Below are 25,720 nucleotides of genomic sequence, written 5' to 3' on the forward strand. Positions count from 1 at the left end.
GGCGCCTGAGTCCTGTGCAGGACCATGCCGCCGGATCCAGGTGGCGGGCCGTGCGTGCACAGAGGTCGCCGCCGACAAGCAGCAGGGTGTTGATGGCCATGTCGATGCCCTAGAATTGAAGTCCTGATTCATTTTGCCTGAAGTGCTGCTGCTCATGTCCATTCCATTTCCGCTCAAACGGTCCCATCCTGATGAATTGATCGTGGGGCTGGTCTCGATTTCCGATCGGGCTTCGGCTGGGATCTATGAAGACCAGGGAATTCCAGCCCTGACCCAGTGGCTGCAGCGGGCGCTCACCCGCGTTCCCCAAGTCGTGTCGCGCCTGATCCCGGACGGGCGCGAAGGGATTGCCGCCACTTTGCGCGAGCTGGTCGATGAGGCGCGTTGTGATCTGGTGCTGACCACGGGGGGGACTGGACCCGCCCGGCGCGATCTGACGCCTGAGGCCACCCTGGATGTGGCGACACGAGAGATGCCGGGGTTCGGTGAGCAGATGCGGCAGGTCAGCCTGCGGTTTGTCCCCACGGCCATCCTGTCGCGGCAGGTGGCGGTGATCCGGGAATTGGCCGACCATGCGGCCCTCATCATCAATCTGCCGGGGCAACCCAAGGCGATTCAGGAAACGCTGGAAGGGCTGCGGGCGCCGGATGGCACCGTGCAGGTGGCCGGGGTTTTTGCGGCGGTGCCCTATTGTCTGGATCTGATCGGCGGGCCCTATGTAGAGACGCACGACGAGGTCGTGAAGGCGTTTCGGCCGAAGTCGGCGCGCAGGTCCTAGTCGGCATGGGGTGGCTTGGGGCCACTATCAGCAGCGATTCTCGTTCCGCCTTAAAATCACGGGAATTCGATTTTCAGCCAATATTCATTCTGGAGTTCCTTCATGGCCCTGGTTTCCATGCGTCAGCTTCTGGATCACGCAGCCGAGCACGGCTACGGGATTCCTGCCTTCAACGTCAACAATCTGGAGCAGGTCCAGGCCATCATGGAAGCGGCCGACCAGACCAGCAGTCCCGTCATCATGCAGGCTTCGGCAGGGGCCCGCAAATACGCGGGCGAGGGCTTCCTCAAGTTCCTGATTCAAGCGGCCGTTCAGTCGTATCCGCATATCCCCGTCGTCATGCACCAGGATCACGGCCAGTCGCCTGATGTCTGCAAGGGTGCCATCGGTCTGGGGTTCTCCAGCGTGATGATGGACGGTTCGTTGATGTCCGACGGCAAGACCATCTCGTCGTTCGACTACAACCTCGACGTCACCCGGCAGGTTGTGCAGATGTCGCACAAGCTGGGCGTCACGGTCGAAGGCGAACTGGGGTGCCTGGGTTCCCTCGAAACCATGAAGGGCGACAAAGAAGACGGTCATGGAGCAGAAGGCACCATGACCCGCGAGCAACTGCTCACCGATCCTGAGCAGGCGGCCGATTTCGTGCGCCAGACGCAGCTCGATGCCCTCGCCATCGCAGTGGGCACCAGCCATGGCGCTTACAAGTTCAGCCGCAAGCCCACCAAAGAAACGTTGTCCATTCAGCGCGTCAAGGAAATCCACGCGCGCTTGCCGAATACGCACCTGGTCATGCATGGCAGCTCCAGCGTGCCGCAAGAACTGCTGGCCATCATCCGCGAGTTCGGAGGCGACATGAAAGAAACCTACGGCGTGCCGGTCGAAGAAATCCAGGAAGCCATCAAGCATGGCGTGCGCAAGGTCAACATCGACACCGATATCCGGTTGGCCATGACGGGTGCCATTCGCAAGTTCTTCGCCGAGAACCCTTCCAAGTTCGACCCGCGCGAATACCTCAAGCCGGCGCGCGAAGCAGCCAAGAAGCTGTGCATCGCCCGCTACGAGCAGTTCGGCACGGCGGGCCATGCGTCTCAGATCAAGGCGATTCCGCTGACCGACATGGCGGCACGCTACGCCTCCGGTGAACTCAAGCAACAGGTGAAATAAGCCCCCATGACGGCTCTGCTTCAAACCACGATCGCGTCGCTGCCCCTGCTGGGGCGTGGCAAGGTCCGCGACATGTATGCCGTGGGCGAAGACAAACTGCTCATTGTCGCCACTGACCGGATATCGGCCTTTGACGTGATTCTGGGTGACCCCATTCCCGGCAAGGGCAAGGTTCTGACGGCGCTGACCGAATTTTGGCTGCGTCGCCTGGGACACCAGTTACCCACTCATGTCACTGGCATTGCGCCGGAAGACGTCGTGGCGCCATCCGAGCGGGATCAGGTGGCAGGGCGCGCCATGGTGGTCAAGCGCCTCAAGCCCATTTTGGTGGAAGCCGTGGCACGGGGCTATCTGATTGGTTCAGGCTGGAAGGATTACCAGGCGCATGGGTCGGTGTGCGGTGTGGCCCTGCCCCCAGGTCTTCGTCAGGCTGAAAAACTCGCGGCCCCCATCTTCACGCCAGCAGCCAAGGCCGAGTTCGGCCATCACGATGAAAACGTCGATTTCGACTACGTGGTGGGGCAAGTCGGTCAGAAGACTGCCGAGGCCGTCCGTGCCGCAACGCTGGCACTGTATGCCGAGGCAGCCGATTACGCCCGTAGCCGAGGCATTCTGATTGCCGACACCAAATTTGAGTTTGGGCTGGACGAGCACGGAGTGCTGCACCTCATGGACGAAGTCCTGACGCCGGATTCTTCTCGTTTCTGGCCAGCAGACCGCTACGTGCTAGGCAGTAATCCACCGTCCTTCGACAAGCAATTCGTCCGGGACTGGCTTGAGACTCAGGACTGGGACAAGACGCCGCCAGCTCCCAGGCTGCCACCCGAGGTCATGCAGCGCACTGCGGCCAAGTACCAGGAAGCGCTCGATCGCCTGACCCAGGACGCCGCGGCATGAGCCCGGCCGCCGAGTCGACTGCAGGGCGCTCGGCGCCCCTTGTGGGGCTCATCATGGGGTCTTCCAGCGACTGGGAGGTCATGCGCCATGCGGCAGCCGTCTTCGACGAGTTCGGTGTGGCGTACGAGGCCCGCGTGGTTTCGGCGCACCGCATGCCGCTCGATATGGTGGAATACGGTGCGCAGGCCCATCGACGTGGATTGCGAGCCATCGTCGCAGGGGCGGGCGGTGCTGCGCATTTGCCCGGCATGCTGGCAGCCTTGACGCCAGTGCCAGTCTTCGGCGTTCCTGTGCCGTCACGCTATTTGCGGGGCGAAGATTCCTTGCTGTCCATCGTGCAGATGCCCAGGGGTGTTCCGGTGGCCACGTTTGCCATTGGCGAATCGGGTGCAGCCAACGCCGCTTTGCACGTCGTGGCCAACCTGGCCATGACGGATGGCGATTTGTTGCTGCGCCTGAACGACTATCGGGCACGCCAGACTGAAAAAGCGCGCGCCATGGTGGTTCCGCCGGAGCCCTCATGAGCCACCCCGTCTCATATCATGCACCAGGTGCCTGGTTGGGCATTCTGGGCGGCGGCCAACTGGGCCGCATGTTCTGTCAGGCGGCGCAGGCGTTGGGCTACCACGTGGCGGTGCTCGATCCGGGTGAGGTCAGTCCTGCAGGCATGGTAGCCGATTGGCATATCCGGGCTGCCTATGATGACCCCACCGCGCTGGATCAGCTGGCGAAACGGTGCGTCGCCGTGTCGACGGAATTCGAAAACGTCCCGGCAGACAGCCTTCGGCGACTGGCGCGGTCTTGTGTCACGGCGCCTTCCGGTGACTGCGTGGCCATTGCTCAGGATCGTCTTGACGAAAAGGCGTTCATCCAGAAGGCCGGCGTGCCGGTAGTGCCCCATCGTGCCGTAACGCAGGCGTCTGATCTGGATTCCTGCCCCGAGGTCCTGTTTCCGGGCATTCTCAAGACCGCCAGACTAGGTTATGACGGCAAGGGCCAGGTACGGGTCGCAAGTCGTGCCGCGGCATATCAAGCCTTTGAGGCCTTGAAGGGTGTGCCTTGCATCCTTGAGGCTTTGCAGCCTCTGGATTACGAAATCTCCGTCATGGTGGCGCGCGATCAGGCGGGGCAGTGCGTCACTTACCCGCCGTCTCGCAACCAGCATCGCGATGGCATTCTGGCCGTGTCGCTGGTCGATGGCTCGATCCCGGCCGCGGCGGCGGACCAGGCGCGCGACTTCGCTTTGCGCATTGCGCGCACGCTGGATTATCACGGGGTGCTGGGCGTCGAATTCTTCGTGCTGCGTGACGGGCGTGTGGTGGCCAACGAGATGGCGCCGCGCCCCCACAACAGTGGCCATTACACGCAAGATGCCTGCCTGGTCAGCCAGTTCGAGCAGCAGGCACGCATCATGGCAGGACTGCCGCTGGGCGACACCGACGCCCCACGGCCGGCGGCCATGATGAACTTGCTGGGAGATCTCTGGTTCGACGCCAGGGGTGTCGAACGCGAGCCTCGGTGGCAAGATGTTCTTGCAGTGCCAGGCACCCGCTTGCATCTGTATGCAAAATCGGGCGCGCGGCCGGGGCGCAAAATGGGGCACGTCAATGTGGTGGCGGATAGCGCTGCCGAGTTGCATCGGCGCATTGCCCAGGTCTCGGCCGTGCTGGGGCTCCCGGATGCCTGATTCGGGTCACGACAAGATCGTCGAAGCCGCACACCGCCTTGCCCAGGGGCGTCTGGTAGCCTTCCCGACAGAAACCGTCTACGGGCTGGGAGCCGACGCTGAAAACCCCGCGGCTGTGGCGCGTATTTATGCCGCCAAGAAGCGGCCGGCCAATCATCCCGTCATCGTGCATCTGGCCCCCGATACCGATCCGGGCTATTGGGTCACCGCGATTTCGCCGGTGGCGCGCAAGCTCATGGCAGCATTCTGGCCAGGACCCCTGACCTTGATTTTGCCGCGTGCACCGCATATCCCGGATGTCGTCAGTGGGGGCCAGGACAGCGTTGGGCTGAGATGTCCTTCGCACCCGGTGGCGCAGACTCTGTTGCACGTGTTTGCGGCACTCAATCCACATGGCTGTGGCGGCGTGGCTGCGCCCTCGGCGAATCAGTTCGGTCAGGTGTCACCCACGCGTGCAGAACATGTGCGCCGCGAATTCCCTGATCTGGATGCGCAGGCCCTGATGATCCTCGAAGGCGGAGATTCCGAGGTGGGCATAGAATCCACTATTCTGGACGTGTCTCGTCTGAAACATGGCGTGCCCCCGACCTTGTTGCGCCCCGGGGGTATCAGTGCGTTGCAGCTTGCCGAGGTGCTGGGTGCGCTGCCCGCGCAGCCGGATGCAGCGGCGCCGCGTGTGTCGGGTTCCTTGAAGGCACACTATGCTCCGCATACGCCCGTGTCACTCATGAGTGTGCAGGCCTTGGCGTCCTGGCCGGGGATCGCTGGCCAGCGTGTGGCGGCGTGTGTCTTGGGGTGCGTGCCGGGTGCTGCCCCGGCGGGAGTGGATTGGGTGGTGCTGCCAACGGACCCTGCTGTTTACGCACACCGCCTGTACGCGTTGCTGCGTGAGCTGGACGAGTCCGGTTACGACCGTATCGTGCTGCAGGAGCCGCCGGATGGGCCTGCCTGGCAGGGCGTCAATGACCGTATTCACAGGGCAGCAGCGGCCTTCGAAGAGTAGCCGTTCAAGGCACTCGGTGGCTTACCGGAGTATCGGATGAAATTCAAAGATTTTGAAGTGGGCATGGCGATTCGCCATGACCCGGTGACTGTGACGGAAGCCGAGATGCTGGCGTTTGCGCATCAGTACGATCCGCAGTGGTTCCACGTGGATGCCCAGCGTGCGCAAGCAGGTCGTTGGGGTGGACTGATTGGCAGCGGCTGGCTCACGGGGGGCATTGCCATGCGCATGGCGGTCGATGCCGCGCTGAAGGATTCGGATTCTTTTGGATCACCCGGATTGGAGCGCCTGCGTTGGGTCAAGCCCGTGCGCGCAGGGGACAGCCTCAGGTTCGAGGCCTCCGTGGATTCAAAGCGGGTTTCTTCATCGCGCCCCGATCTGGGCATCGTGCGCTGGACGTGGCACCTGTACAACCAGCACGACGAGCTGGTGTTCGAGACCGAAGCCACCAATTTGTTCGAGATCGAGCCGGAGCCGCGTTGAGCTTTCCGGTTGATCGTCAGTTTCTGGAGAGCGGCTCGCTGGCAGGCGTGAGGTCGAAATCCCCCGCGTGGTAGATGAGGGGCGCCTTGGGTTGGTAGTGACAGTGCTCGACCTGACCCACGAAGATGGTGTGGTCTCCTGCGTCGTGATGCTGGCTGTTGTGGCATTCGAACCAGGCCGAGCAGCGCGGGTCTTCGAGCATCAGTGTGCCGTTGGGCGCACGACCCAACGCCAGCCCCTCGAAGCGCTCGCTGTGCGAACCGCGTGCAAAACGGCGTGCCAGATGGATCTGACTGGCTGACAGCACGTGGATGACATAGCGTTCTAGAGTCAGCAGGGCGGGGCGCGAGGCGGCGCCCTGCGTCAGGGTCCAGAGCACCATGGGCGGTTGCAGCGACACCGAGCTGAAAGAGCTGATGGTCATTCCCAGAGGCGCGTGGGTGTCCGGGTGTTCGGCAGTCACGATGGTGACGCCTGACGGAAAGCGCCCCAGGGCCGAACGGAAGTATCGGTCGGGAAAATCAGGGTTGTCGGCGATAGAGTGGCTCATGGCGCGATGCGTGTCAGGGCCCAGGAGCCTCGATCATTCAAAGTGTAGACCAGCCGGTCGTGCAGACGTGAAGGCCGTCCCTGCCAGAATTCGATGCGCTGGGCCTGTACGCGAAATCCACCCCAGTAGGGCGGTCGCGCAGGGTGTTCGCCCAGGCTGGCCGTGAGATCGCTGACGCGTCGTGCGAGCGCTTCGTGGGTGATGGGACGGCTTTGCGGCGAAGCCCAGGCGCCGATGCGTGAGCCCAGTGGCCGGCTGTTGTAATAGGTGTCGGACTCGTCATCCGCCAGGCGCGTGACAGGGCCTTCGATGCGGACCTGGCGCTCGAGCGGTTCCCAGAAAAAAAGCAGGCTCGCCTGCGGATTGGCGGTCAGTTCCTGACCCTTGCGCGACTCATAATTGGTGTAGAACACGAAGCCCCGAGGGTCGTAGCCCTTGAGCAGTACTGTGCGTGCAGAGGGGCGGGCCTGTGCGTCGGCCGTGGCCAGCGTCATGGCGGTGGGTTCCGGTACTTCGCTGTGCAGCGCCTGCTGGAACCATTGCCCAAACTGGTCGTAGGGGTTGGCCGCCACGGAGGATTCCAGCAATTCGAACTTTTGGTAGGTCTGGCGAATATCGGCGAGAGAAGTCATGAGGATTCGTGTGCTGCAGTTGTCGTGGAGGATCGCAAGGCGCGGGCCAGCGCCTGCAGTCTGGGGTCGTTGATGTTTGCCGCCACCAATGCGTCGGCCGTTTGCAGCACATAATCCAGGCAGCGGCCGTAGCGGCCATGGCCCTGATGCACGATGGCGAGTGTTTGTTCGAGCGAGAGCCCGGGCACGTAGCCCCGATCGGTGCGGTCCATGGTGAAGACCAGGCCCGGCACTACCCCGGTCTTGGTGTGGCAGTTCAGCCAACGGGGAATGTAGGCTGCGCTGGGCATTTCACGCGCCCAGAGCCGGGGCATGATTGCGGCCACCCGGGCTCCGGCGATGCGATAGGCGCGTCCGGTGCACGATCCTCCCAGGTCCAGGCTGAAGACCAGACCTGGGCAGTCGGGGGTACCACGGTTGATGCGCGACCAAAGGCATAGAGACCGGTGGTAGCCGTGGATGCGAGCTCTTCGGGCTTCGACGAAATCGAATTCAGGCCGCCAGATGAGCGAACCATAGCCGAAGATCCACACATCGGAGCGCCCGTTCCAGCCGCTGAGCGTCTTGTGGATGGAGGCTTCGTGCCAGGCCGCGTCGCGCACTCGCAAGGCCTCTGGAGGCGGCGGTGATTCACGGGAGGCAGCTGCGGCGTTCACGACCTTGGCAGATGAATGGAGGACGGCTTCCATTGTATGGGACTTCAGGATGTGGCGGCGGGCACGCGCTTAAAATGAGGGGGCTGCTTCCGCATTTTTGGACTGTGCTTCAATGCCCCTCTCTGACGACCCTCTGTTTCTCCCGGCGCAGGAAGCGCCTGCAACCGCCCCATGTTCCGATCAAGGATGCCGGGTTCCTGTCGAAAGCCTGCCTCAAGCCGATGTGGCGCGCCGGTTTGGCGGGCTGGATCGCCTCTATGGTGACGGTGCCCTGAGGGCCTTGTCGCGCCTGCACGTCGTGGTTGCCGGGATTGGCGGGGTAGGTACCTGGTGCGTCGAGGCATTGGCGCGCTCAGGCGTGGGGGCGCTCACGCTGGTCGACCTGGATCATATCGCGGAATCCAACGTGAACCGTCAGGTTCATGCGCTCAGCAGCACCGTGGGGCAGGCCAAGGTCAATGCCATGGCCGAGCGCGTTCGTGAAATCAACCCTTTCTGTCAGGTGCGCTGTGTGGACGATTTCGTGGATGCTGAAAATCTGAAGGGGATTCTGCTGCCCCCCGGTTCGGCCGCGCCGTCGGGTGTGGGCGTGGCGACGGCCGACGAGAGGCCCTGGACCAATCTGCTGATTGATTGCACGGATCAGGTCCCGGCCAAGATCGCCATGATCGTGCAGTCGCGCGCGTCGGCGTGGTCTCTGCTCGTGTGCGGCGGAGCCGGCGGCAAGACGAATCCGCTTGCCTTACGGTCAGGTGATCTGTCGGTCGCCGTCCACGACGCCTTGCTGGGCCGGATTCGCCAGGAGCTTCGCAAGCATCATGGCTATCCCAAGGGCGGGGTGGCCGGCGGCAAGCCCCATCGTCGCATGCCACGCATGGGCGTGGCCTGTCTGTGGTTCGATCAACCTGTGGTGTTGCCTGCGGCCTGGACACAGCAATCGGCTACTGTCAGTTCGCCGACGGCTCCGCAGGGGCTCTCGTGCGCGGGCTACGGCTCTGCCGTCACCGTCACGGCCACCATGGGCATGGCGGCTGCCGATTGGGCGATACAGCAGGGCCTGGCGCGGCTTTGAATGCTTCGTGAGTGCAGTGTCAGCTTGCCTCGCTGGCACTGGCCGCGTGCTTCTGTCGTGCCAGAAATTCGTTCAGGATCTGACCTGTATGAGTCGGGCTGGCACAGAGATGTTCGGGGCTGCCCTGTGCGACGACGCGGCCTCCCTGGTCTCCCCCTTCGGGGCCAAGATCGACGATCCAGTCTGCTTCGGCGATGACGTCCAGGTTGTGTTCGATTACGACCACCGTATGGCCTGCATCCACCAGGCGGTGCAGCACGTGGATGAGCTTTTCCACGTCGGCAGTGGACAGGCCCACCGTGGGTTCGTCCAGTACGTACAGAGTGTGCGGGATGCGGGATGCGCGGCCCGTGTGGATGACGCCTTCATCCAGATGGGCTTTGGTCAGTTCGGTTACCAGTTTGATGCGCTGGGCTTCGCCCCCGGACAGAGTAGGTGAGGGTTGCCCCAACGTCAGGTAGCCCAGGCCCACGTCTTGCATGAGCTGCAGCGCCCGGGAGATCTTGCGATGGGCCGCAAAGTGGCTCGCGGCCTCGTCGACTTCCATGCGCAGCACATCGCCGGCGCCGCGCTCGTGCCAGTGGACATCCTGGGTTTCTTGATTGAAGCGTGCGCCGTGGCATGCATCGCAGGGCACCTTGACGTTGGGCAGGAAGCTCATCTCGATGGTGCGCATGCCCTGGCCTTCGCATTCCGGGCAACGGCCCTCGCCGGTGTTGAATGAAAAGCGCGACGCCGTCCAGCCGCGCAGGCGGGCTTCGCGCGTGCTGGCGTACAGTTTGCGGATGTCGTCCCAGAAGCCGATGTAGGTCGCGGGGCAGGAACGCGGCGTCTTGCCGATGGGGGTTTGGTCGACTTCCAGCACGCGGTCGACGGCTTCCCACCCACGGATCTCGCGGCAGCCGTGCCAATTTGGAGTTGCAACGTGTCCGTGTCCGACCTTGGGGGCCAGATTGTCGAGCAGCACGTCGCGTGCCAGCGTGGATTTGCCCGATCCGGACACGCCGGTGATCACGTTGAGCCGGCCCAGCGGAATCCGGGCGTGTGCGTGATTCAGGTTGTGCAGGGTCGCGTCCAGGATGTCCAGAGCAGGGATGTCGCCCGAGACATCCCTGCGCTCGTTCATGGGGTGGACCAGAGGCTCACGCAGGTAGCGGCCCGTGAGAGACGCCGGGTTGTGGATGATGTCGTCGACTGTTCCTTGGGCCACCACCATGCCGCCGCGCGTGCCAGCGCCTGGCCCCACGTCGATGACATGACCTGCCCGGCGAATGGTGTCCTCGTCGTGTTCCACGACCACCAGGGTATTGCCGTTTCCCTCCAGCTTGGCCAGGGCCTCGAGCAGAATGCGGTTGTCGCGAGGATGCAGCCCGATGGTGGGTTCATCCAGGACGTAGCACACGCCTTGAAGATTCGAACCCAGCTGGGCGGCCAGGCGGATGCGCTGTGCCTCACCGCCCGACAACGTGGGGGCAGCGCGGTCCAGCGCCAGATAGCCCAGGCCCACGTCCATCATGAAGTTCAGGCGGCCCCGGATTTCGCTCAGGATGTCTCGTGCGATCTCGGCTTCGCGCCCCCGAGGCGAGAGCGCCAGGAAGAATCGTTGGGCGTCGCTGACGGGGAGGGCGGCCAGTTCGGCGATGGAACGCTCGTGCCATTGGAATGCCAGGGCCACCCGGTTCAGGCGCTGGCCGTGGCAGACGGTGCAAGGCTGCAGGGTTTCGGGAGAGCTTTCGAGCCAGGTGCTTTCTTCACCGGTCTGGTCCTCGGTGAACCCCACGATCTGCAGACCAGTGCCATAGCAGGCAGGGCACCAGCCATGCCGCGAGTTGTAGGAGAACAGGCGCGGGTCGGGTTCCGGGAAACTGGTGCCGCACTGAGGGCAGGCCCGCTTGATGGAAAACGTGAGCAGCGTCGGGTGGGAGGCCAGACCGGCCGCTCGCCGTGCCTCCAGCGTGTCCTGTCCCGGGGCCGTCAGCCCCGTCAGGACACGAAAGCTGCCATGGCCCAGCGTCAGCGCCGCGCGCACTGCGTCGCGCAGGCCGGCCTCGTCGGCGGCATCCACGATCAGATCACGCACAGGCAGTTCGATGGTGTGTTCCTGGAAGCGGTTCAGGCGGGGCCACGGGCTGACGGGGATGAAATCGCCGTCCACACGCAGGTGGCTATAGCCGTGGGACCCTGCCCATTTCGCGATCTCGGTGTAGTACCCCTTACGTGCCACGACCAGCGGCGCAAGGAGCCCGATGTGTCCACCGGCGTGGTCGCGCAGCAGCTGCGCCACGATTTGTTCGGGCGTCTGCGGAGCGACGGGGACGTGGCAGTCCGGGCACATCTGCGTGCCCAGCCGCACGTAGAGCAGACGTAGGAAATGATGGATTTCGGTCATGGTGGCCACGGTGGACTTGCGTCCGCCTCGGCTGGTGCGCTGCTCGATGGCGACTGTGGGCGGGATGCCATAGATGGCGTCCACATCGGGCTTGCCTGCGGGCTGTACGATGGCGCGTGCGTAGGCATTCAGGGATTCGAGGTAGCGGCGTTGGCCTTCATTGAACAGGATGTCGAAGGCCAGCGTGGATTTGCCCGACCCCGAAACGCCGGTGACTACGGTGAACTCATTGCGTGGGATGTGGACGTCAATGCCTTTCAGGTTGTGTTCTCGGGCGTTCAGAATGTGGATATCCTGGCTGGCAGGCGCACGCAGACGCACGGGAGCCGGTTCTTGCACGACCAGCGCCTGGCCGTTTAGTTGCCCGTCGTAGTCGGCCAAGGCATGCCCGGTGTGTGATGCCGTGCACCGCATGAGGTCGGCCGGGGTGCCTTGGGCGATGATCTGTCCGCCTTCGTCGCCACCTTCGGGGCCCAGGTCCACGATCCAGTCAGCCGCGCGGATGACGTCGAGATTGTGTTCGATGATCAGCAGCGAGTGGCCGGCTGTGAGCAGTTTTCGGAAGGCCCGCATCAGACGTGCGATGTCGTCGTAGTGCAGCCCGGTCGTGGGTTCGTCGAACAGCAACAGACTGCCCTTACGCACGCCCTTGGGGGCGTGGCCGCGCGCTGCTTCGGCCAGGTGGCCGGCCAGCTTCAGGCGCTGTGCCTCGCCGCCCGACAGCGTGGGGACGGGCTGGCCCAGCCGAACGTATTCCAGGCCTACGTCTGACAGGGGTGCCAGCCCCCACTGCACGTCGCGCAGACCTTTGAAGAAATCCAGGGCCTCGCTGACCGTCATGTCCAGCACATCGGCGATGGAGGCGCTGCGGCCCAGGTGTTCGATATGTACCTCGAGGATCTCAGGACGGTAGCGGCGGCCGTTGCAGTCCGGGCACCGCAGGTAGACGTCAGAGAGGAACTGCATCTCGACGTGTTCGAAGCCGGTTCCGCCGCAGGTGGGGCAGCGGCCGTCGCCCGTGTTGAAGCTGAAGGTGCCGGATGTATAGCCGCGTTCCTTGGAAAGGTCCGCCGCAGCGAACAATTTGCGGATCGCATCGAAGGCGCCGACATAACTTGCCGGGTTTGAACGTGCCGTCTTGCCGATGGGGGTCTGGTCGACCAGCACGATGTCGGCCAGTTGCTCAGCGCCCAACAGCGCCGTGTAGGAGCCAGGCGCTTCGGTTGGCTTGCCCAGGCGCTTGCGCATGGCGGGGTACAGCACGTCCTGCACTAGCGTGGATTTGCCGGAGCCCGACACCCCCGTCAGGCAGACCAGTCGGCCCAGCGGCATGGAGAAGTCGATGTTCTTGAGGTTGTTGGCCTGGACGCCCTGCAGCAACAGCCGGGGGGTACTGTCGGTCACAGCCATGGGGCGCGGAGCCTCGATGCGTTGGTGTCCGCCAAAGTAGCGGCCCGTCAGTGTGTCGGAGGCTGCAAGTGCTGCCGGCGTGCCATCGAAGACGATGCGTCCGCCCCGCTCGCCGGGTCCGGGGCCGATGTCCAGGATGCGGTCGGCCGCCACCATGACCTGCGGGTCATGCTCGACCACGACCAGTGTGTTGCCGTGGTCCCGCAACCGTTGCATGACTTCTACAATGCGGTGGATGTCGCGTGGGTGCAGGCCGATGGAGGGCTCGTCCAGTACGAACAAGGTGTTCACCAGCGAGGTGCCCAAGGCCGTCGTCAGGTTGATACGCTGGACTTCGCCGCCTGAAAGCGTGCGGCTTTGCCGGTCCAGTGACAGGTATCCCAGCCCGACGTCGCACAGGAAGCGCAACCGGGTACGAACCTCGTCCAGAAGCTCGGAAAGGGCATCGTCGAGCGTCTGCCCCAGTTCAATGGCTTCGAACCAGTCGCGCACCTGAGTGATGGGCAGCTCCATCAAATCGTGGAGCCCCAGCCCGGGCAGGGCATCGAGCTGGGTGCGCGTCCAGCGCACGCCAGGCGGCAGAAATCGAGGGTGGCCGGGGATGGCCTCTGCCGCCCGCCCCAGGCGCCAAAGCGTTGCGTCTGGCTTCAGGCGTGCACCGCCACAGTGGATGCATGGGGTGTAGCTGCGGTATTTCGACAGCAATACCCGGACGTGCATCCGGTAGGCGCGAGATTCCAGCCAGTTGAAGAACCGTTGTACGCCGTACCATTGGCGTTTCCAGGCCGAGGGGCCCCCCTTCCAGTCGGGTGCGCCCTGAATGACCCAATCCTTTTCAGCCGAGTTGAGCTGGCTCCAGGGGGTGTCCAGACGGATTCCGAGCTTGCCAGCGTAGCGTTCCAGATCATCCTGGCATTCTTTGTAGCTGGCTGTTTGCCACGGCTTGATGGCACCTTCGCGCAGGCTGCGGGATTCGTCCGGAACCACCAGGCCGTAGTCGATTCCGATGACGCGTCCGAAGCCCTTGCAGTGTTCGCAAGCACCCAGAGGCGAGTTGAAGGAAAACGTACTGGGTAGCGGTGCCGTGTAGGCAATGTCGCAGTGCGCGCAGTGCAGGCCGCTGCTGAAGCGCCATTGTTCTTCGTGATCTTCGAACATGGCGTGTACGCTGATATGGCCATTGCCTTGTCGCAGTGCGATTTCCAACGCTTCGTTGACGCGCGCTTCTTCGGCGTTGCTCAGGCGGAAGCGGTCTTGAACGACCTGCAAGGGGTTGTGTGCGGGACCGTGGATGCGGGTGTACCCCTGCTGCTCCAGAAAGTGCCGCACCTCGTCCTCGGTGAAGTTGTCGGGCACGGTGACCGGGAAGGTGATGACCAGCCGCGGGTCGCGCTCGGCGCACTGAGCCTGGAGCTGCTGGCGAATGCTCGTGGGATTGTCGCGGAGCACCGGGCGTGCGCACTGCCGGCAGAACAGATGGCCTGCGCGCGCATAGAGCAGCTTCAGGTGGTCGTTGAGCTCCGTCATGGTTCCCACGGTACTGCGCGAGTTGCGCACCGGATTCACCTGGTCGATGGCAATGGCCGGCAGGATGCCGTCGATGCGATCCACCTGTGGCTTGTCCATACGGTCCAGAAACTGGCGCGCATAAGGCGAGAATGTTTCCACGTAGCGTCGCTGCCCTTCGGCGTAGAGCGTGTCAAACGCAAGTGAGCTTTTGCCGGACCCGGAAACGCCTGTGATGACCAGCAACTCGCCGGTCTGGATGGTGACGTCGAGGTTCTTGAGATTGTTCTGGCGAGCGCCAATGATACGGATGGGAGCATTCATGAAAGTGATCATAATCCGGGCGCGTGGACCTGCGCTGGCGAACCGTGGTTCGGGTGGAATTGTTACCAGACTGGGCAGTCCTGGTGGCGTGAACCGTACCCAAGTCTGCATGAATTGTGGGGTCGCTTCGAGTATTCAGGGTGGTGTCTGTTAAAATGGTGTGTTTCGCTTTAACTTTCAGCTGCGACCCAGGAGATCTTCATGGCCGAAATCAAACGTACACGGCGCAACACGCTTGAGCGTCGTTGCCTTGGCAAGTCTTTCAAGCGCCTTTTCATCCATGCGCCCAAGAGCGTCTTCAAGATGCTCGAGAAGGTCAAACGCGTTTAAAAGGCGCGTTTTAAGATCGTATTGTTTTCATACAATTCGATCTTCGGGAAACCACGGATCAGGCGGTCCGTGGTTTTTTTTTGCCGGTATCATCAAGGCTCGGAGGCAATAAAGGAGTGCTGGGACATGGCGCGCTGGCGTCATCTGTTTTCGGTTGTCACCCCCACCTATAACCGGGCCCACACGTTGGGACGGGTGTATCGCTCGCTACAAGATCAGTCGTTTCAGGATTTTGAATGGGTCGTGGTGGATGATGGCTCGACGGACCATACCCGTGCGTTGGTGCAGGGGTGGCAACAGGAAGCCAGTTTCCCGATCCGTTACGTTTGGCAACCCAATCAACATAAAAAAACAGCCTTCAACAATGGGGTTCGCCATGCGCGCGGCGAGTGGCTGGTGGCCATCGACAGCGACGACGAACTGGACGCCAATGCGCTCTACTACATGTCGTGCGCCTGGGAACAGGTTCCACCCGCGCTCCGAGGGCAGTTCGTAGCAATCACTGGGTTGTGTGCGCGCGCCGATGGCCGTGTGGTGGGCGACATGTACCCGCAGGACGTCATGGATGTGAGTTCGTTGGACATGACGTTCCGATACCATGTGCGCGGAGAGAAATTTGGTTGTTTGCGCACGGATATCCTGCGGCAGTTTCCGTTTCCAGAAGACATCCCTGGCTTCGTGCCCGAGAGCCTGGTCTGGAATGCCATTGCGCGAGCCGGATATCTGACGCGTTTCGTGAATCAGGTTTTCCGGGTCTATCACGATTCGGGCGACAGTCTGTCGCATCAGGGGCGTGTGGCGGGAGGAAGTCGCCATGCATTGGGGCTCTGGCTGCTGGCGCAAGATACGTTGGAAAACTGCCTGCCGTGGTTCTGGCACCAGCCGCGGTCGTTTTTGGCGGCCGCCGCGCGCTACACGCGTTTCTCGTTGCACTTGCGGACGCAACGGCGACGCCCCCCTGTGACGCGGCGTCTCACGCGTCCGGTGGCGTGGGTCTTGGTGGCAGGGATGTGGCCGTTGGGGCTGGCCTTGTTTATTCGGGATCGTCTTCGGGATCGCCGGGCTCAGCCGGCGGGGCTTCTTCGTCCAGACCAAAGGGCAGGAGGTCACTCAACTCATTCGACCAGGCGACTTCCTCGCCCAGGGGATCAACCTTGATGAAGCGTGCGCCATCCTGATTTGACCGTTGGATGGCCCACAAGAATTTGCAATCGACCGGGTGGCCGTCCGCGAAGCTGAGGCCTCCTTGGCTACCCAGGATGCGAGTATCAGAGCCACCCACCTGGACGTGTGCCATGTCTTCGTCCGCATCGCGCGGATCGAGCGGAATTGCAAATAGAACCCATTCGAAGCCTTCGGCGGGTTCGGAGACAACTTCGGCCACGACGGGTTTTCCGAGGTAGGCGCAGAGCGCATCGGCTGTACGCGCCAGCAGGGCCATTTCGTCAGCGGTGAAGGTCAGGAGGGAGGCGGACATGCTGAAGCGCTCGTAAAGAAAGATTGATAGGATTTTACGGCCTACAATCGGCCTGTCGCGTGGCTGAATCCTTCGGCCCGCCGTTTTGACGGTTGCTCCATGGCACAGTACGTGTATTCGATGAACCGGGTTGGCAAGATCGTGCCACCCAAGCGTCAGATCCTGCGGGATATCTCCTTGTCATTCTTCCCTGGTGCCAAGATCGGTGTGCTGGGGCTCAATGGGTCGGGCAAGTCCACGCTGCTCAAGATCATGGCAGGCGTCGATACCGACATCGAAGGTGAAGCCGTCCCGATGGCGGGGCTGAAGATCGGGTATCTGCCGCAAGAGCCTCAGCTCGATCCTGACCACAGCGTGCGTGAGGCCGTGGAGGCAGGGCTGGGCGAGGTCTTCGAGGCCCGCCAACGTCTGGACGAGGTGTATGCCGCGTATGCCGAGCCGGATGCGGACTTTGACGCGCTGGCCGCCGAACAGGCGCGGCTTGAGGCGGTGATCGCGGCTGCGGCGACCAGCGGCAGCGATGATCTCGAAACCCAGATGGAAATCGCAGCCGATGCGCTGCGTCTGCCGCCCTGGGATTCGAACGTCGGCCATCTGTCGGGTGGCGAGAAGCGCCGCGTGGCGTTGTGTCGACTGCTGCTGTCCAAGCCCGACATGCTCTTGCTTGATGAGCCTACCAACCATCTGGATGCCGAATCCGTCGAGTGGCTGGAGACCTTCCTGCATCAGTTTCCGGGGACGGTGGTGGCAGTGACGCACGATCGCTACTTCCTTGACAACGCCGCCGAGTGGATCCTTGAGCTGGATCGTGGTCATGGCATCCCCTGGAAGGGCAATTACAGTTCCTGGCTGGAACAGAAAGAAGACCGCCTGAAGCACGAAGAGGCGTCAGAATCCGCGCGTCAACGTACCATCAAAAAAGAACTCGAATGGGTCCGCCAGAACCCCAAGGGTCGTCAAGCCAAGGCCAAGGCGCGCCTGGCCCGATTCGAAGAGCTGTCTTCGGTGGAATATCAGAAGCGCAACGAAACCCAAGAAATTTTCATTCCGGTGGCCGAGCGTCTCGGCAATGAAGTCATCGAGTTCCATGGGGTCTCCAAGTCGTTTGGTGATCGTCTGCTGATCGACGAGCTGAGCTTTCGGGTGCCGGCAGGTGCCATCGTGGGCATCATCGGCCCCAATGGCGCGGGCAAGTCCACGCTGTTCCGCATGATCACGGGTGCCGAGAAGCCAGATTCGGGTGAAGTCGCCTTGGGTCAGACCGTCAAGATCTCTTATGTGGACCAGTCGCGCGATTCTTTGCCCGCCAACAAGACCGTGTTCGAGGCGATTTCAGACGGCGCCGACCTGCTGACCGTGGGTCGCTTCGAGATGCCTTCGCGGGCCTATCTGGGGCGCTTCAACTTCAAGGGCTCGGATCAGAACAAGCCGGTAGGCAAGCTTTCAGGCGGTGAACGCGGTCGGTTGCACTTGGCCAAAACCTTGATCGAAGGTGGCAACGTGCTGCTGCTGGATGAACCTTCCAACGACTTGGATGTCGAAACCTTGCGCGCACTGGAAGACGCCTTGCTCGAATTCGCCGGCTGTGTGCTGGTCATCAGCCACGACCGGTGGTTCCTGGATCGGATTGCCACGCACATTCTGGCATTCGAGGGCGATTCTTCGGTCGTGTTTTTCGACGGCAATTATCAAGAGTACGAGTCCGACAAGCGGGCACGGCTTGGTGAAGATGCCGCGCGTCCTCATCGCCTGCGGTACAAGGCACTGCGCTAGGAGGCTGAAACATCTGTAGCCCTGGCTCACAACCTTGAAGATGAGGCTGGTATATAAATCATGGTGATGATGCCTGTGGGGGCATTGCAGGCTTGAAAACCAAGGAGATCTCCTCATGACCCTCGTGACCCTCAAGACCTTCGCGAAGTTGGGCATCATCGTGCTGCTCGCTGCTTCAATGGCCGGCTGTTCCGCTTGGGACAACATGAGCCATCGCCAGAAGACGGCGGTGGGTGGTGCCGGTCTTGGCGGGTTGGCGGGTGCCGTCATCACCGGCGGGGGTATTCTGGGTACCATTGGGGGCGCGGCCATCGGCGGCATTATCGGCGATCAGATCGGCAAGAATCCCTAAGCTCTACAAGGCGCAGCGCACGCTGCTGCAGCGGGTGGCTCTCGGGACAGCCTTGGGGGTGCTGTACACTGCCTCACTTCTTCCCCGGATCTTTGATCAGACAGCTGCCGCATGCTGCTTACCCTGCTGAATATCGTCCTGCCTGTTTTCGCCATTGCGGCCATAGGGTACGGCTTTGAGCGCTGCCAGGCGCAACCACCGGAGATGGGATTCATCAATCACGCCAACGTGATGGTGTTTTGTCCCGCGTTGGTCTTCTCTGCCTTGCTCGATAATCCGGTGGACCTGTGGCATGGCTGGCCGCTCGTGGTGGCCGGCGTGCTGATCGTGGTGATTCCTGGGGCGCTGCTGAGCCTGGTGCCGCATCCGACCCGGACGCGCGCGGGTTTTCTGGTTCCTGGCATGTTCCGTAATACGGGGAACATCGGCATTCCACTGATGATGCTGGCCTATGGCAAGAACATGCTGGGCGACATCGTCGTCCTGTTCGTGCTGTCGAACCTGCTGCAGTTTTCGCTCGGGTTGATGCTGCTATCTCGGGGAGGCGACCGTTGGATGTGGCTGAAGAACCCGAACATCTGGGCCGCGGTGCTGGGAGTCCTGCTGGCACCTTATCGCCATTGGATTCCAGGGTTCGTCGCGACCTCGGTGGATCTCACCGGACAGATTGCAATTCCGCTGATGCTCTTCGGACTTGGGGTACGGCTATCTCAGGACCGCATCGACCATATCCGCCTGGCCTTGAAGATCAATGTGCTGTATCTGCTGGCGGGTCTGGTGACCCTGCTCATCGTTTGGCTGCTGCTGCCGCTCACGCCTGCCTGGCTGCGGCTGGTGGCTCTGTCGGTGATGCTGCCACCGGCCGTGCTGAATTATCTGCTCAGTGAGCAATACCGCGTGGAGCCCAAGACGGTCGCCAGCGTCGTGCTGCTGGGCAATGTCCTGTCGATAGTGACCATCCCGTTGGTCGTCTGGGCCACGCTGACCTGGATCTGAGCGAGCGCTCGCGGAGCGCGCGCTCAGGCGCGAGGTGGCGGCGCCATTTTCAGTGCGCTTCGGCCTGCGGCATTTCGATCTTGACTTCCAGAACCTCGAGCGAGTCTTGGCGGTCCAGGTTCACGCGAATGTCTTCGGGGTTGATCTTGACGTATTTCGAGATCACTTCGATCAGCTCTTTCTGCAGCTGCGGCAGAAAATCGGGGCCGTGGCGCCCACTGCCGCGCTCATTGATCAGAATGAGTTGCAGCCGGTCTTTGGCGATGCTGGCGGACGATTTCTTCTGGCCTCGCAGAAAATCCAGGAATGACATGATCATTTCCCTCCGAACAGGCGCTTGAACAGTCCCGGCTTTTCGTAATCGACGTAGCGCATGGGCTTTTCGTCGCCCAGGTAGCGCGCCACCACGTCTTGGTAGGCGTTGGCCACGTCGCTGTCGCGGATATGGATGGCCGGAATGCCTTGGTTGGAGGCCTGCAGCACGATTTCAGATTCGGGGATGACACCGATGAGCCGGATGCGCAGGATGTCTTCGATGTCGCTGAGCGACAGCATTTCGCCCTCGGAGACGCGCTTGGCGTTGTAGCGCGTGAGAAGCAAGTGTTCTTTGACGGGGTCTTCGCCTTTTTCGGCCCGGCGTGACTTGGCCGAGAGGATGCCCAGGATGCGGTCGGAATCGCGAACGGAAGAGACCTCGGGGTTGGTGACCACCAAGGCATCGTCTGCGTAGTAGGCCGCCAGGAGAGCACCGGTTTCGATACCAGCGGGCGAATCGCAGACGATGTATTCGAAGTCCATCTTGTCCAGATCTTCGAGTACCTTGCCAACACCTTCGCGAGTGAGCGCTTCTTTGTCGCGCGTTTGCGAGGCCGGCAAAATGTACAGGTTTTCGAGCTGCTTGTCGCGAATCAGCGCCTGGTTGAGCGAAGCTTCACCTTGAATGACGTTGACGAAGTCGTAGACCACGCGCCGTTCGCAGCCCATGATCAAATCCAGGTTGCGCAGACCGACGTCGAAATCAATCACGACCGTCTTGTGGCCGCGCATGGCCAAGCCGGCCGAAAAACTTGCGCTGGTAGTGGTTTTACCCACGCCCCCCTTGCCGGAGGTGACAACAACGATGCGCGCCATGGTGGATGGTTTCCCCTCTATTCAAAATTCATGACATCGTAAAGCAAAATGCCGGCTTTCGATGGTGATGGTTCCCTTCGCCTGTGACCGAAGGTATCTGCAGGTGGCAAGAGCCGCGTAAGGCCCGGCTCGTTTTGCACGGGAGTCAGCGGTGCTCACCCGATTCGTTCAGCGCCCGAATGCGCAGCGTGTCGCCATCGAGAGAAATCTGCGCCGCCTGATTGTGCAGCGTTTCGGGTAAGCGTGTCTCGACGACCCGATAGACCCCGGCAATCGCGAGGAGCTCAGGGTCCAGCTGGGTGGTCAGAATCATGGCGTCTGTGCGGCCGTGAGCTCCAGCCATGGCTTTGCCGCGCAGTGGGCCGTAGACGTGGATGTTGCCGTCGGCAATGACTTCGGCTCCCTGGCTGACCATGCCCAGGACGATGAGATCGCACCCCTTGGCATAGATGCGCTGGCCGGAGCGCAACGGATGGTGAACCACCATGGTGTCCGGTAGCTCTGTGGGGCTGTCTGTAGCCGCGGCGGGTTCTGCAATGGCCTCGGCAGGCGCCGCCTTGCGCCGGGCTGCCGGCTTGGGCGCGGTCTTTTGTGGCGGTTTGGCCGTAGCGGGTCCTGCCGACAGATCCACGGGTGCCAGGCCAGCTTGAGTGGCTTGTACCTGCAGCGCGGGCGACGTCTGGACTCCGATCGGGTGCAGGTGGTACCCGCGCAGTGCGGTCACCAGGGCTTGCCAGTCGGGTGTTTCTTCGAGGTTCAAGGCGTCGATGACGACCGCTTCATTCTCGTAAAAAGCGCCGGCCTCGCGCATGCGCTCGTCGAGTGCAGCGATGATTTCGTCGGTATTCGACGAGTGCAGGACGGCGCGCAGCGCATACAGGGTTGCGCTTTTGAAGTCCAGGGCAGAGGAAGGTCGTGTCATGGTGCTTCAGGCCCAGGTGTCACGCAAGGTCGCCGTGCGATTCAGCACAGGATGTTCGGTGCTGGACGTCTCGCGATCCGCGACGAAGTATCCCAGCCGCTCGAATTGCCAACGGGCGCCTGGGGTTGCCCGGGTACCGGGTTCGAGCCACGCTTGAACCACACGGAAAGAGTTCGGGTTGAGCGCGTCGAGAAAGTTGTTGTCGCCCGCGTCGGGGTGGGGAACGGAGAACAGGCGGTCATAGAGTCGCACCTGCGCCGGGATGGCGTGTGCTGCGCTCACCCAGGTGATGGCCCCCTTGACCTTGACGCTGTCTGCCCCCGGTGTGCCGCTGCGGGTGTCGGGCAGGTATTCGGCATGGACTTCGGTGATTTCGCCTGCTGCGTTCTTCACGCAATCCGTACAGCGGACCACGTAGGCGTATTTGAGGCGCACGAGGTTGCCGGGGTACAGGCGGAAGTATTTCTTGGGCGGCTCTTCACGAAAGTCGTCACGTTCGATCCAGAGTTCTCGCGTGAGCGGGAACTGGCGCTTGGGACCCTCGGGGGTGTGCGGATTGCTGGCGGCCGAGCATGGCTCGGTGTAGCCCTCCGGGAAGTTCGTCAGCACCAGCTTGATCGGGTCCAGCACGGCCACGGCGCGTGGAGCTACCGGGTCAAGGTCGTCGCGCAAGGCTTGCTCGAGCACGCTGTAATCGATGCGGGAATCAGCCTTCGAGACGCCCAGCCGTTCGCAGAACAGGCGGATGGCACCGGGGGTGTATCCGCGCCTGCGCAAGCCCGCCAGCGTGGGCAGGCGGGGGTCGTCCCACCCGGCGACGTGGCCTTCTTCGACCAGCTGCCGCAGTTTGCGTTTGCTGGTGACCACGTAGCTGAGGTTCAGACGTGCGAATTCGTACTGGTGCGGCAACGGTTCGGCGAGCTGGCCCAGCTCCACCAGCTTTTGCAGAATCCAATCGTAGAAGGGACGCTGGTCTTCGAATTCGAGTGTGCAGATGCTATGGGTGATCCCTTCGAGCGCGTCTTCGACCGGGTGGGCCCAGGCGTACATGGGGTAGATGCACCAGGCATTGCCGGTTCGGTGGTGGGGAGCGTGGCGGATGCGGTAGAGCACCGGGTCGCGCAGGTTGATGTTGGGCGACGCCATGTCGATGCGGGCCCGCAGTGCCATGCTGCCGTCGGGGTATTTGCCGGCCCGCATGTCGCGCAGCAGGGCCAGTGATTCGGCAGCAGGGCGGTCACGCCAGCGTGAATTCGTGCCGGCTTGCGTCAGTGTGCCGCGCGTGGCCCGCATTTCGTCGGCCGATTGCTCGTCAACGTAGGCATGGCCCGCTTGCACCAGCGCTTCGGCAAATCGGTACAACGTCTCGAAGTAGTTGCTGGCGAAATACCGGTGTTCAGTGCCGTGGCTCACCCAGTCAAAGCCGAGCCAGCGCACCATGTCGGCGATGGCCTGGACGTATTCGTCTTCTTCTTTTTCAGGATTGGTATCGTCGAAGCGCAGATGGCAGACACCGTCGTAATCGTGCGCCAGCCCAAAGTTGAGGCAGATGCTTTTGGCATGGCCAATATGAAGATAGCCGTTGGGCTCGGGAGGAAAACGTGTGCGGATGCAGGCGGTGTCGAGTTCGCCGGCCTGGCGGGCTTCGGCAGCGCTGGGTGGAGGCGCCCAGCGTCGGTTCTGATAGCGTCCTGTTTTCAGGTCGTTATCGATGATGTTGCGCAGGAAATTTGAGGCAGGCGCGTGGTCGGTGGTCATGCGTGAGGGTCATAATCTAAACTAGCGCACATTATGACGCAAACGGCATGGGTTCTGTCGCTGACCCAGTTTTACTTGAGCCTGGGGTTCATGTTGTTGTTCCTGGCTCTCGAACTGGGGCTGGCGTGGGTGTTGTTCGGGCTGAGGCTGCGCGAGCGCCGAAGCACGGCGGCTCGGCTCGCCTATCGTTTTTGGGTGCGCGTGTTCGCACTTACACTGGTGCTCAGCTTCGGCGCCAGCCTGCCCTTGTTGCTGCAGATTGGTACTTTGTGGCCGCGCCTCATGGACCGTGCAGGTGAAGTCGTGGGCCCGCTGGTGGCGATGGCTATCTTGACCACCTTCGTATTCAAGTCCTGTTTTCTGGGTGCCATGCTCTATGGCCAGCGCTCTTTGTCCGATCGCGCCCACACGGTCGTGGTCGGCATGGTGGCGGTGGGCACGTCACTCACGGCGTACTGGGTATCCACCTTGCTGGCCTGGATGCAGTGGCCAGTTGGCACGACCCTGACTGAGGGTCACTACGAGGTCACCGATTGGCTCACTGTCTTGGGCGGTGCTTCGCCCTGGCTGTTTGGCATCCTGTGTACGGGTGGACTGGTTCTGGCAGGCACCCTGATGCTTGCAGTAACTGCAGTGCGCACCGATACGCGTCCCAGTGATGAAGGCGATCGCAGCGTGTATGTGGCCGGACTGTGGCTCGTGCTTCTGGCGCTGGTGCTGCAGACTGTCCTGGTGGCGCGTCTGGGCCACGTGCTCTTGCCCGTGCAGCCCGCGCGCGTGGCTGCAGTGCTTCCACAGTGGGATACCGGTACTCCGGGGCGTATCACCTTGCTGGCCTGGCCCAGCTCGGCAGATCACCGCAACGCGTGGGCGGTCGAGGGCCCGCAGGCTTCGGATTGGCTGCCCTCCGTCTCTGCGCACCAGGTCCGTGGCCTCAAGGATCTGGCCGGGGTGAGGCCCCCTGTGTGGCTGACCTACATGTCGGCGCGCTTGGCGGTGGCTTTGGTGGTGTTGTTGGGGGCGATCGCCTTATGGAGCCTCTGGCGGGGCTGGCGCCTGCGTTTCGAGCCCGACGGCCTGGCACCGTTGGCCCGTGTGCGTTTGCGCGCCTTGATGTGGGGGGCCGTGCTTCTGCAGGCGGTGGGATGGGGGCACCTCATGGTGGGCAGCCTCCCGTATGCCGTCTATGGCACCGTCACCTTGCGTGAGGTCGGGACCTTGCAGAATCAGGAAACACTGTGGGGTGGCCTGGGCCTGCACGTGGTGGTGTACGCTGCGCTGGCGGTCGGCTTTTATCAGCTTCTGCGCCATACCTCGCGTTTTGGGGTGGTCCCGGTGGCTCGTCATCGGGGGCGCGCATGATTGACTCTCTGGCGGCAGTGCTGGGGTTGGGGGCGCAGGACCCGGCATTCTGGATGCCGCTGGCGCTCATGGGCGTCTTCTTTGCCACAGTCATTGCTGGGGTGGTGCTGGACGGTTTCGATGTCGGGGTAGGCTGTGTTTCGCTGGTGGCGCCCAGTGCTTTGCGGCCTCGCATGTTGTCGCTGCTGGCGCCTTGGCGTGACGCCAACGAATTCTGGCTGTTCCTGGCGGTGGGTCTGTTTGCCGCCGCATTCCCGTACGCCTGGTCACAGACACTGGGGCGCCTCTATGTTCCCCTGTCGCTACTGGCCTTGGGCACCTTGCTGCGCTCGGTCTGCTTCGAATGGCGTCTGCGCGCGCCGGAACCGCAGCAGCGCCTCTGGCAGCTCGGATTTGGGGTGGGTTCTGTCATGGTGGCTTTTTCGCATGGTTATCTGCTGGCGCGCGTGAGTGTCGCGTACGAGAGCAGCCCGGCCTACACGGGCTTTGCCTGCCTCATGGGCGGGTGTTCAGTGGCGGCCTACAGCCTGCTGGGGTCATCCTGGCTGATGATGCGGGAGGCGGGCGAGCTGCGCATTCGTGCTGTTCATTGGGCACGGCGTACGCTGCGCTGGTGTGCTGTAGGGGCGGTGGGCGTGGCTGTGGTGCTCGACTTCTCCAATGCCGGTGTATTCCTGAAGTGGGGGGATGGCGAACACTGGCGGGCCGTGGGCTTCGTCTGGGGTGCCCTGCTGCTGTGCTTCGTCCTGACTGAGATGACGCTGCAACGCCTGATGAATCGCAGCTATCGGGCGACAGCCTTGCCTTTCACGCTGGTACTGCTGATTTTTCTCGTGGTGCTGGGCGGGCTTGCCTACAGTTTCTTTCCTTATCTGGTGCTCGATGAGGTTACCTTGTGGGACGCGGCGGCCCCGGTGGCTACCCTGCGCCTGGCGTTGTCGGCCACCGTGGTGGCCTTGCCCGTGGCCTTGATTTTCAACCTGTGGGTGTACTGGCGCATGCTTGGGCTGTCTCGCCCGCCCAGGCCACCCGATTTTCGCGGGTAGAATAGGGTTCATTGACTGG

The 25,720-nt window shown here is 62.5% G+C and carries 23 protein-coding genes; 15 read left to right on the forward strand and 8 right to left on the reverse strand.

Annotation, left to right across the window (positions count from 1 at the left end; all coding sequences use genetic code 11):
* The first annotated feature begins 154 nt into the window (after positions 1-154).
* The 7 genes from mog (at position 155) to VF285_RS10185 (ending at position 6,015) form a co-directional block, all read left to right on the forward strand.
* Positions 155-778 (forward strand): molybdopterin adenylyltransferase, encoded by a 624-nt coding sequence (gene mog / locus VF285_RS10155; protein WP_346952507.1) that lies wholly within the window; start codon positions 155-157, stop codon positions 776-778.
* Positions 779-880: 102 nt separating this feature from the next.
* Positions 881-1,945: a class II fructose-bisphosphate aldolase gene (gene fba, locus VF285_RS10160; protein ID WP_346952508.1), complete on the forward strand. Its 1,065-nt coding sequence runs from the start codon at positions 881-883 to the stop codon at positions 1,943-1,945.
* 6 nt (positions 1,946-1,951) lie between these two features.
* Complete coding sequence (locus tag VF285_RS10165; RefSeq protein ID WP_346952509.1) at positions 1,952-2,842, forward strand: phosphoribosylaminoimidazolesuccinocarboxamide synthase; 891 nt, start codon at positions 1,952-1,954, stop codon at positions 2,840-2,842.
* Entirely contained in the window at positions 2,839-3,366 is a 528-nt protein-coding gene (purE, locus tag VF285_RS10170) for a 5-(carboxyamino)imidazole ribonucleotide mutase (protein ID WP_346952510.1), read from the forward strand. Before VF285_RS10165 ends, purE begins: the two co-directional genes overlap by 4 nt.
* Positions 3,363-4,529, forward strand: coding sequence for a 5-(carboxyamino)imidazole ribonucleotide synthase (locus VF285_RS10175; RefSeq protein WP_346952511.1), 1,167 nt, complete (start codon positions 3,363-3,365; stop codon positions 4,527-4,529). The genes purE and VF285_RS10175 overlap by 4 nt, the downstream gene beginning before the upstream one ends.
* On the forward strand, positions 4,522-5,532 hold the full coding sequence (locus tag VF285_RS10180; protein WP_346952512.1) for an L-threonylcarbamoyladenylate synthase: 1,011 nt from the start codon (positions 4,522-4,524) through the stop codon (positions 5,530-5,532). The genes VF285_RS10175 and VF285_RS10180 overlap by 8 nt, the downstream gene beginning before the upstream one ends.
* A 36-nt stretch (positions 5,533-5,568) precedes the next feature.
* Complete coding sequence (locus tag VF285_RS10185; protein ID WP_346952513.1) at positions 5,569-6,015, forward strand: MaoC family dehydratase; 447 nt, start codon at positions 5,569-5,571, stop codon at positions 6,013-6,015.
* 16 nt (positions 6,016-6,031) lie between these two features.
* On the opposite strand, the gene VF285_RS10190 is transcribed toward VF285_RS10185, so the two are convergent.
* The 3 genes from VF285_RS10190 to VF285_RS10200 are packed head-to-tail and all read right to left on the reverse strand — an operon-like array spanning position 6,032 to position 7,886.
* Positions 6,032-6,565, reverse strand: coding sequence for a flavin reductase family protein (locus tag VF285_RS10190; RefSeq protein WP_346952514.1), 534 nt, complete (start codon positions 6,563-6,565; stop codon positions 6,032-6,034).
* Positions 6,562-7,197 (reverse strand): pyridoxamine 5'-phosphate oxidase, encoded by a 636-nt coding sequence (gene pdxH / locus VF285_RS10195; protein WP_346952515.1) that lies wholly within the window; start codon positions 7,195-7,197, stop codon positions 6,562-6,564. The genes VF285_RS10190 and pdxH overlap by 4 nt, the downstream gene beginning before the upstream one ends.
* Complete coding sequence (locus VF285_RS10200; protein WP_346952516.1) at positions 7,194-7,886, reverse strand: gamma-glutamylcyclotransferase; 693 nt, start codon at positions 7,884-7,886, stop codon at positions 7,194-7,196. Before VF285_RS10200 ends, pdxH begins: the two co-directional genes overlap by 4 nt.
* Before the next feature lie 79 nt (positions 7,887-7,965).
* Between VF285_RS10200 and VF285_RS10205 the strand changes: the two genes are divergently transcribed.
* The gene (locus VF285_RS10205; RefSeq protein ID WP_346952517.1) at positions 7,966-8,925 is read left to right on the forward strand and encodes a tRNA threonylcarbamoyladenosine dehydratase; all 960 of its coding nucleotides are present in this window, start codon (positions 7,966-7,968) and stop codon (positions 8,923-8,925) included.
* Between the two features lie 19 nt (positions 8,926-8,944).
* Here VF285_RS10205 and uvrA read toward each other — a convergent pair whose 3' ends face one another.
* Positions 8,945-14,554: an excinuclease ABC subunit UvrA gene (gene uvrA / locus VF285_RS10210; RefSeq protein ID WP_346952518.1), complete on the reverse strand. Its 5,610-nt coding sequence runs from the start codon at positions 14,552-14,554 to the stop codon at positions 8,945-8,947.
* Positions 14,555-14,755: 201 nt separating this feature from the next.
* Between uvrA and VF285_RS10215 the strand changes: the two genes are divergently transcribed.
* From VF285_RS10215 to VF285_RS10235, 5 genes are all read left to right on the forward strand, one after another.
* Positions 14,756-14,884, forward strand: coding sequence for a hypothetical protein (locus tag VF285_RS10215; protein ID WP_291770627.1), 129 nt, complete (start codon positions 14,756-14,758; stop codon positions 14,882-14,884).
* A gap of 126 nt (positions 14,885-15,010) precedes the next feature.
* Positions 15,011-16,042 (forward strand): glycosyltransferase family A protein, encoded by a 1,032-nt coding sequence (locus VF285_RS10220; protein WP_346952519.1) that lies wholly within the window; start codon positions 15,011-15,013, stop codon positions 16,040-16,042.
* A gap of 418 nt (positions 16,043-16,460) precedes the next feature.
* The gene (gene ettA / locus VF285_RS10225) at positions 16,461-18,134 is read left to right on the forward strand and encodes an energy-dependent translational throttle protein EttA (RefSeq protein ID WP_346952520.1); all 1,674 of its coding nucleotides are present in this window, start codon (positions 16,461-16,463) and stop codon (positions 18,132-18,134) included.
* A gap of 115 nt (positions 18,135-18,249) precedes the next feature.
* The gene (locus VF285_RS10230) at positions 18,250-18,486 is read left to right on the forward strand and encodes a glycine zipper 2TM domain-containing protein (RefSeq protein ID WP_346952521.1); all 237 of its coding nucleotides are present in this window, start codon (positions 18,250-18,252) and stop codon (positions 18,484-18,486) included.
* A 111-nt stretch (positions 18,487-18,597) separates the two neighbouring features.
* Positions 18,598-19,482 (forward strand): AEC family transporter, encoded by an 885-nt coding sequence (locus VF285_RS10235; RefSeq protein WP_346952522.1) that lies wholly within the window; start codon positions 18,598-18,600, stop codon positions 19,480-19,482.
* Positions 19,483-19,531: 49 nt separating this feature from the next.
* On the opposite strand, the gene minE is transcribed toward VF285_RS10235, so the two are convergent.
* From minE to VF285_RS10255, 4 genes are all read right to left on the reverse strand, one after another.
* The gene (minE, locus tag VF285_RS10240; RefSeq protein ID WP_346952523.1) at positions 19,532-19,795 is read right to left on the reverse strand and encodes a cell division topological specificity factor MinE; all 264 of its coding nucleotides are present in this window, start codon (positions 19,793-19,795) and stop codon (positions 19,532-19,534) included.
* 2 nt (positions 19,796-19,797) lie between these two features.
* Positions 19,798-20,613: a septum site-determining protein MinD gene (gene minD / locus VF285_RS10245; protein WP_346952524.1), complete on the reverse strand. Its 816-nt coding sequence runs from the start codon at positions 20,611-20,613 to the stop codon at positions 19,798-19,800.
* A gap of 145 nt (positions 20,614-20,758) precedes the next feature.
* Complete coding sequence (minC, locus tag VF285_RS10250; protein WP_346952525.1) at positions 20,759-21,535, reverse strand: septum site-determining protein MinC; 777 nt, start codon at positions 21,533-21,535, stop codon at positions 20,759-20,761.
* A 6-nt stretch (positions 21,536-21,541) separates the two neighbouring features.
* A complete protein-coding gene (locus VF285_RS10255) occupies positions 21,542-23,293 on the reverse strand; it encodes a glutamine--tRNA ligase/YqeY domain fusion protein (protein WP_346952526.1) in 1,752 nt (583 codons plus the stop codon).
* A 33-nt stretch (positions 23,294-23,326) separates the two neighbouring features.
* Between VF285_RS10255 and VF285_RS10260 the strand changes: the two genes are divergently transcribed.
* Both VF285_RS10260 and VF285_RS10265 read left to right on the forward strand, forming a co-directional pair.
* Positions 23,327-24,655, forward strand: a complete 1,329-nt coding sequence (locus VF285_RS10260; protein ID WP_346952527.1) for a cytochrome ubiquinol oxidase subunit I — start codon at positions 23,327-23,329, stop codon at positions 24,653-24,655.
* The gene (locus tag VF285_RS10265) at positions 24,652-25,701 is read left to right on the forward strand and encodes a cytochrome d ubiquinol oxidase subunit II (RefSeq protein ID WP_346952528.1); all 1,050 of its coding nucleotides are present in this window, start codon (positions 24,652-24,654) and stop codon (positions 25,699-25,701) included. The genes VF285_RS10260 and VF285_RS10265 overlap by 4 nt, the downstream gene beginning before the upstream one ends.
* Positions 25,702-25,720 lie beyond the last annotated feature (19 nt).

Origin of the sequence: Castellaniella sp., assembly GCF_036379515.1 — a bacterium.
In the GTDB taxonomy this organism is placed as follows: Bacteria; Pseudomonadota; Gammaproteobacteria; order Burkholderiales; family Burkholderiaceae_B; genus Castellaniella.

Bases quoted from the DNA above. Each gene is read 5' to 3' on its own strand.
- VF285_RS10215 (WP_291770627.1), top strand. From the start codon at position 14,756: ATGGCCGAAATCAAACGTACACGGCGCAACACGCTTGAGCGTCGTTGC.
- VF285_RS10205 (WP_346952517.1), top strand. From the start codon at position 7,966: ATGCCCCTCTCTGACGACCCTCTGTTTCTCCCGGCGCAGGAAGCGCCT.
- minD (WP_346952524.1), bottom strand. From the start codon at position 20,613: ATGGCGCGCATCGTTGTTGTCACCTCCGGCAAGGGGGGCGTGGGTAAA.
- minC (WP_346952525.1), bottom strand. From the start codon at position 21,535: ATGACACGACCTTCCTCTGCCCTGGACTTCAAAAGCGCAACCCTGTAT.
- pdxH (WP_346952515.1), bottom strand. From the start codon at position 7,197: ATGACTTCTCTCGCCGATATTCGCCAGACCTACCAAAAGTTCGAATTG.
- fba (WP_346952508.1), top strand. From the start codon at position 881: ATGGCCCTGGTTTCCATGCGTCAGCTTCTGGATCACGCAGCCGAGCAC.
- VF285_RS10175 (WP_346952511.1), top strand. From the start codon at position 3,363: ATGAGCCACCCCGTCTCATATCATGCACCAGGTGCCTGGTTGGGCATT.
- VF285_RS10165 (WP_346952509.1), top strand. From the start codon at position 1,952: ATGACGGCTCTGCTTCAAACCACGATCGCGTCGCTGCCCCTGCTGGGG.
- VF285_RS10235 (WP_346952522.1), top strand. From the start codon at position 18,598: ATGCTGCTTACCCTGCTGAATATCGTCCTGCCTGTTTTCGCCATTGCG.
- VF285_RS10220 (WP_346952519.1), top strand. From the start codon at position 15,011: ATGGCGCGCTGGCGTCATCTGTTTTCGGTTGTCACCCCCACCTATAAC.
- VF285_RS10265 (WP_346952528.1), top strand. From the start codon at position 24,652: ATGATTGACTCTCTGGCGGCAGTGCTGGGGTTGGGGGCGCAGGACCCG.
- VF285_RS10190 (WP_346952514.1), bottom strand. From the start codon at position 6,565: ATGAGCCACTCTATCGCCGACAACCCTGATTTTCCCGACCGATACTTC.
- VF285_RS10185 (WP_346952513.1), top strand. From the start codon at position 5,569: ATGAAATTCAAAGATTTTGAAGTGGGCATGGCGATTCGCCATGACCCG.
- purE (WP_346952510.1), top strand. From the start codon at position 2,839: ATGAGCCCGGCCGCCGAGTCGACTGCAGGGCGCTCGGCGCCCCTTGTG.
- VF285_RS10260 (WP_346952527.1), top strand. From the start codon at position 23,327: ATGACGCAAACGGCATGGGTTCTGTCGCTGACCCAGTTTTACTTGAGC.
- VF285_RS10180 (WP_346952512.1), top strand. From the start codon at position 4,522: ATGCCTGATTCGGGTCACGACAAGATCGTCGAAGCCGCACACCGCCTT.
- mog (WP_346952507.1), top strand. From the start codon at position 155: ATGTCCATTCCATTTCCGCTCAAACGGTCCCATCCTGATGAATTGATC.
- ettA (WP_346952520.1), top strand. From the start codon at position 16,461: ATGGCACAGTACGTGTATTCGATGAACCGGGTTGGCAAGATCGTGCCA.
- minE (WP_346952523.1), bottom strand. From the start codon at position 19,795: ATGTCATTCCTGGATTTTCTGCGAGGCCAGAAGAAATCGTCCGCCAGC.
- VF285_RS10230 (WP_346952521.1), top strand. From the start codon at position 18,250: ATGACCCTCGTGACCCTCAAGACCTTCGCGAAGTTGGGCATCATCGTG.
- VF285_RS10200 (WP_346952516.1), bottom strand. From the start codon at position 7,886: ATGGAAGCCGTCCTCCATTCATCTGCCAAGGTCGTGAACGCCGCAGCT.
- VF285_RS10255 (WP_346952526.1), bottom strand. From the start codon at position 23,293: ATGACCACCGACCACGCGCCTGCCTCAAATTTCCTGCGCAACATCATC.
- uvrA (WP_346952518.1), bottom strand. From the start codon at position 14,554: ATGAATGCTCCCATCCGTATCATTGGCGCTCGCCAGAACAATCTCAAG.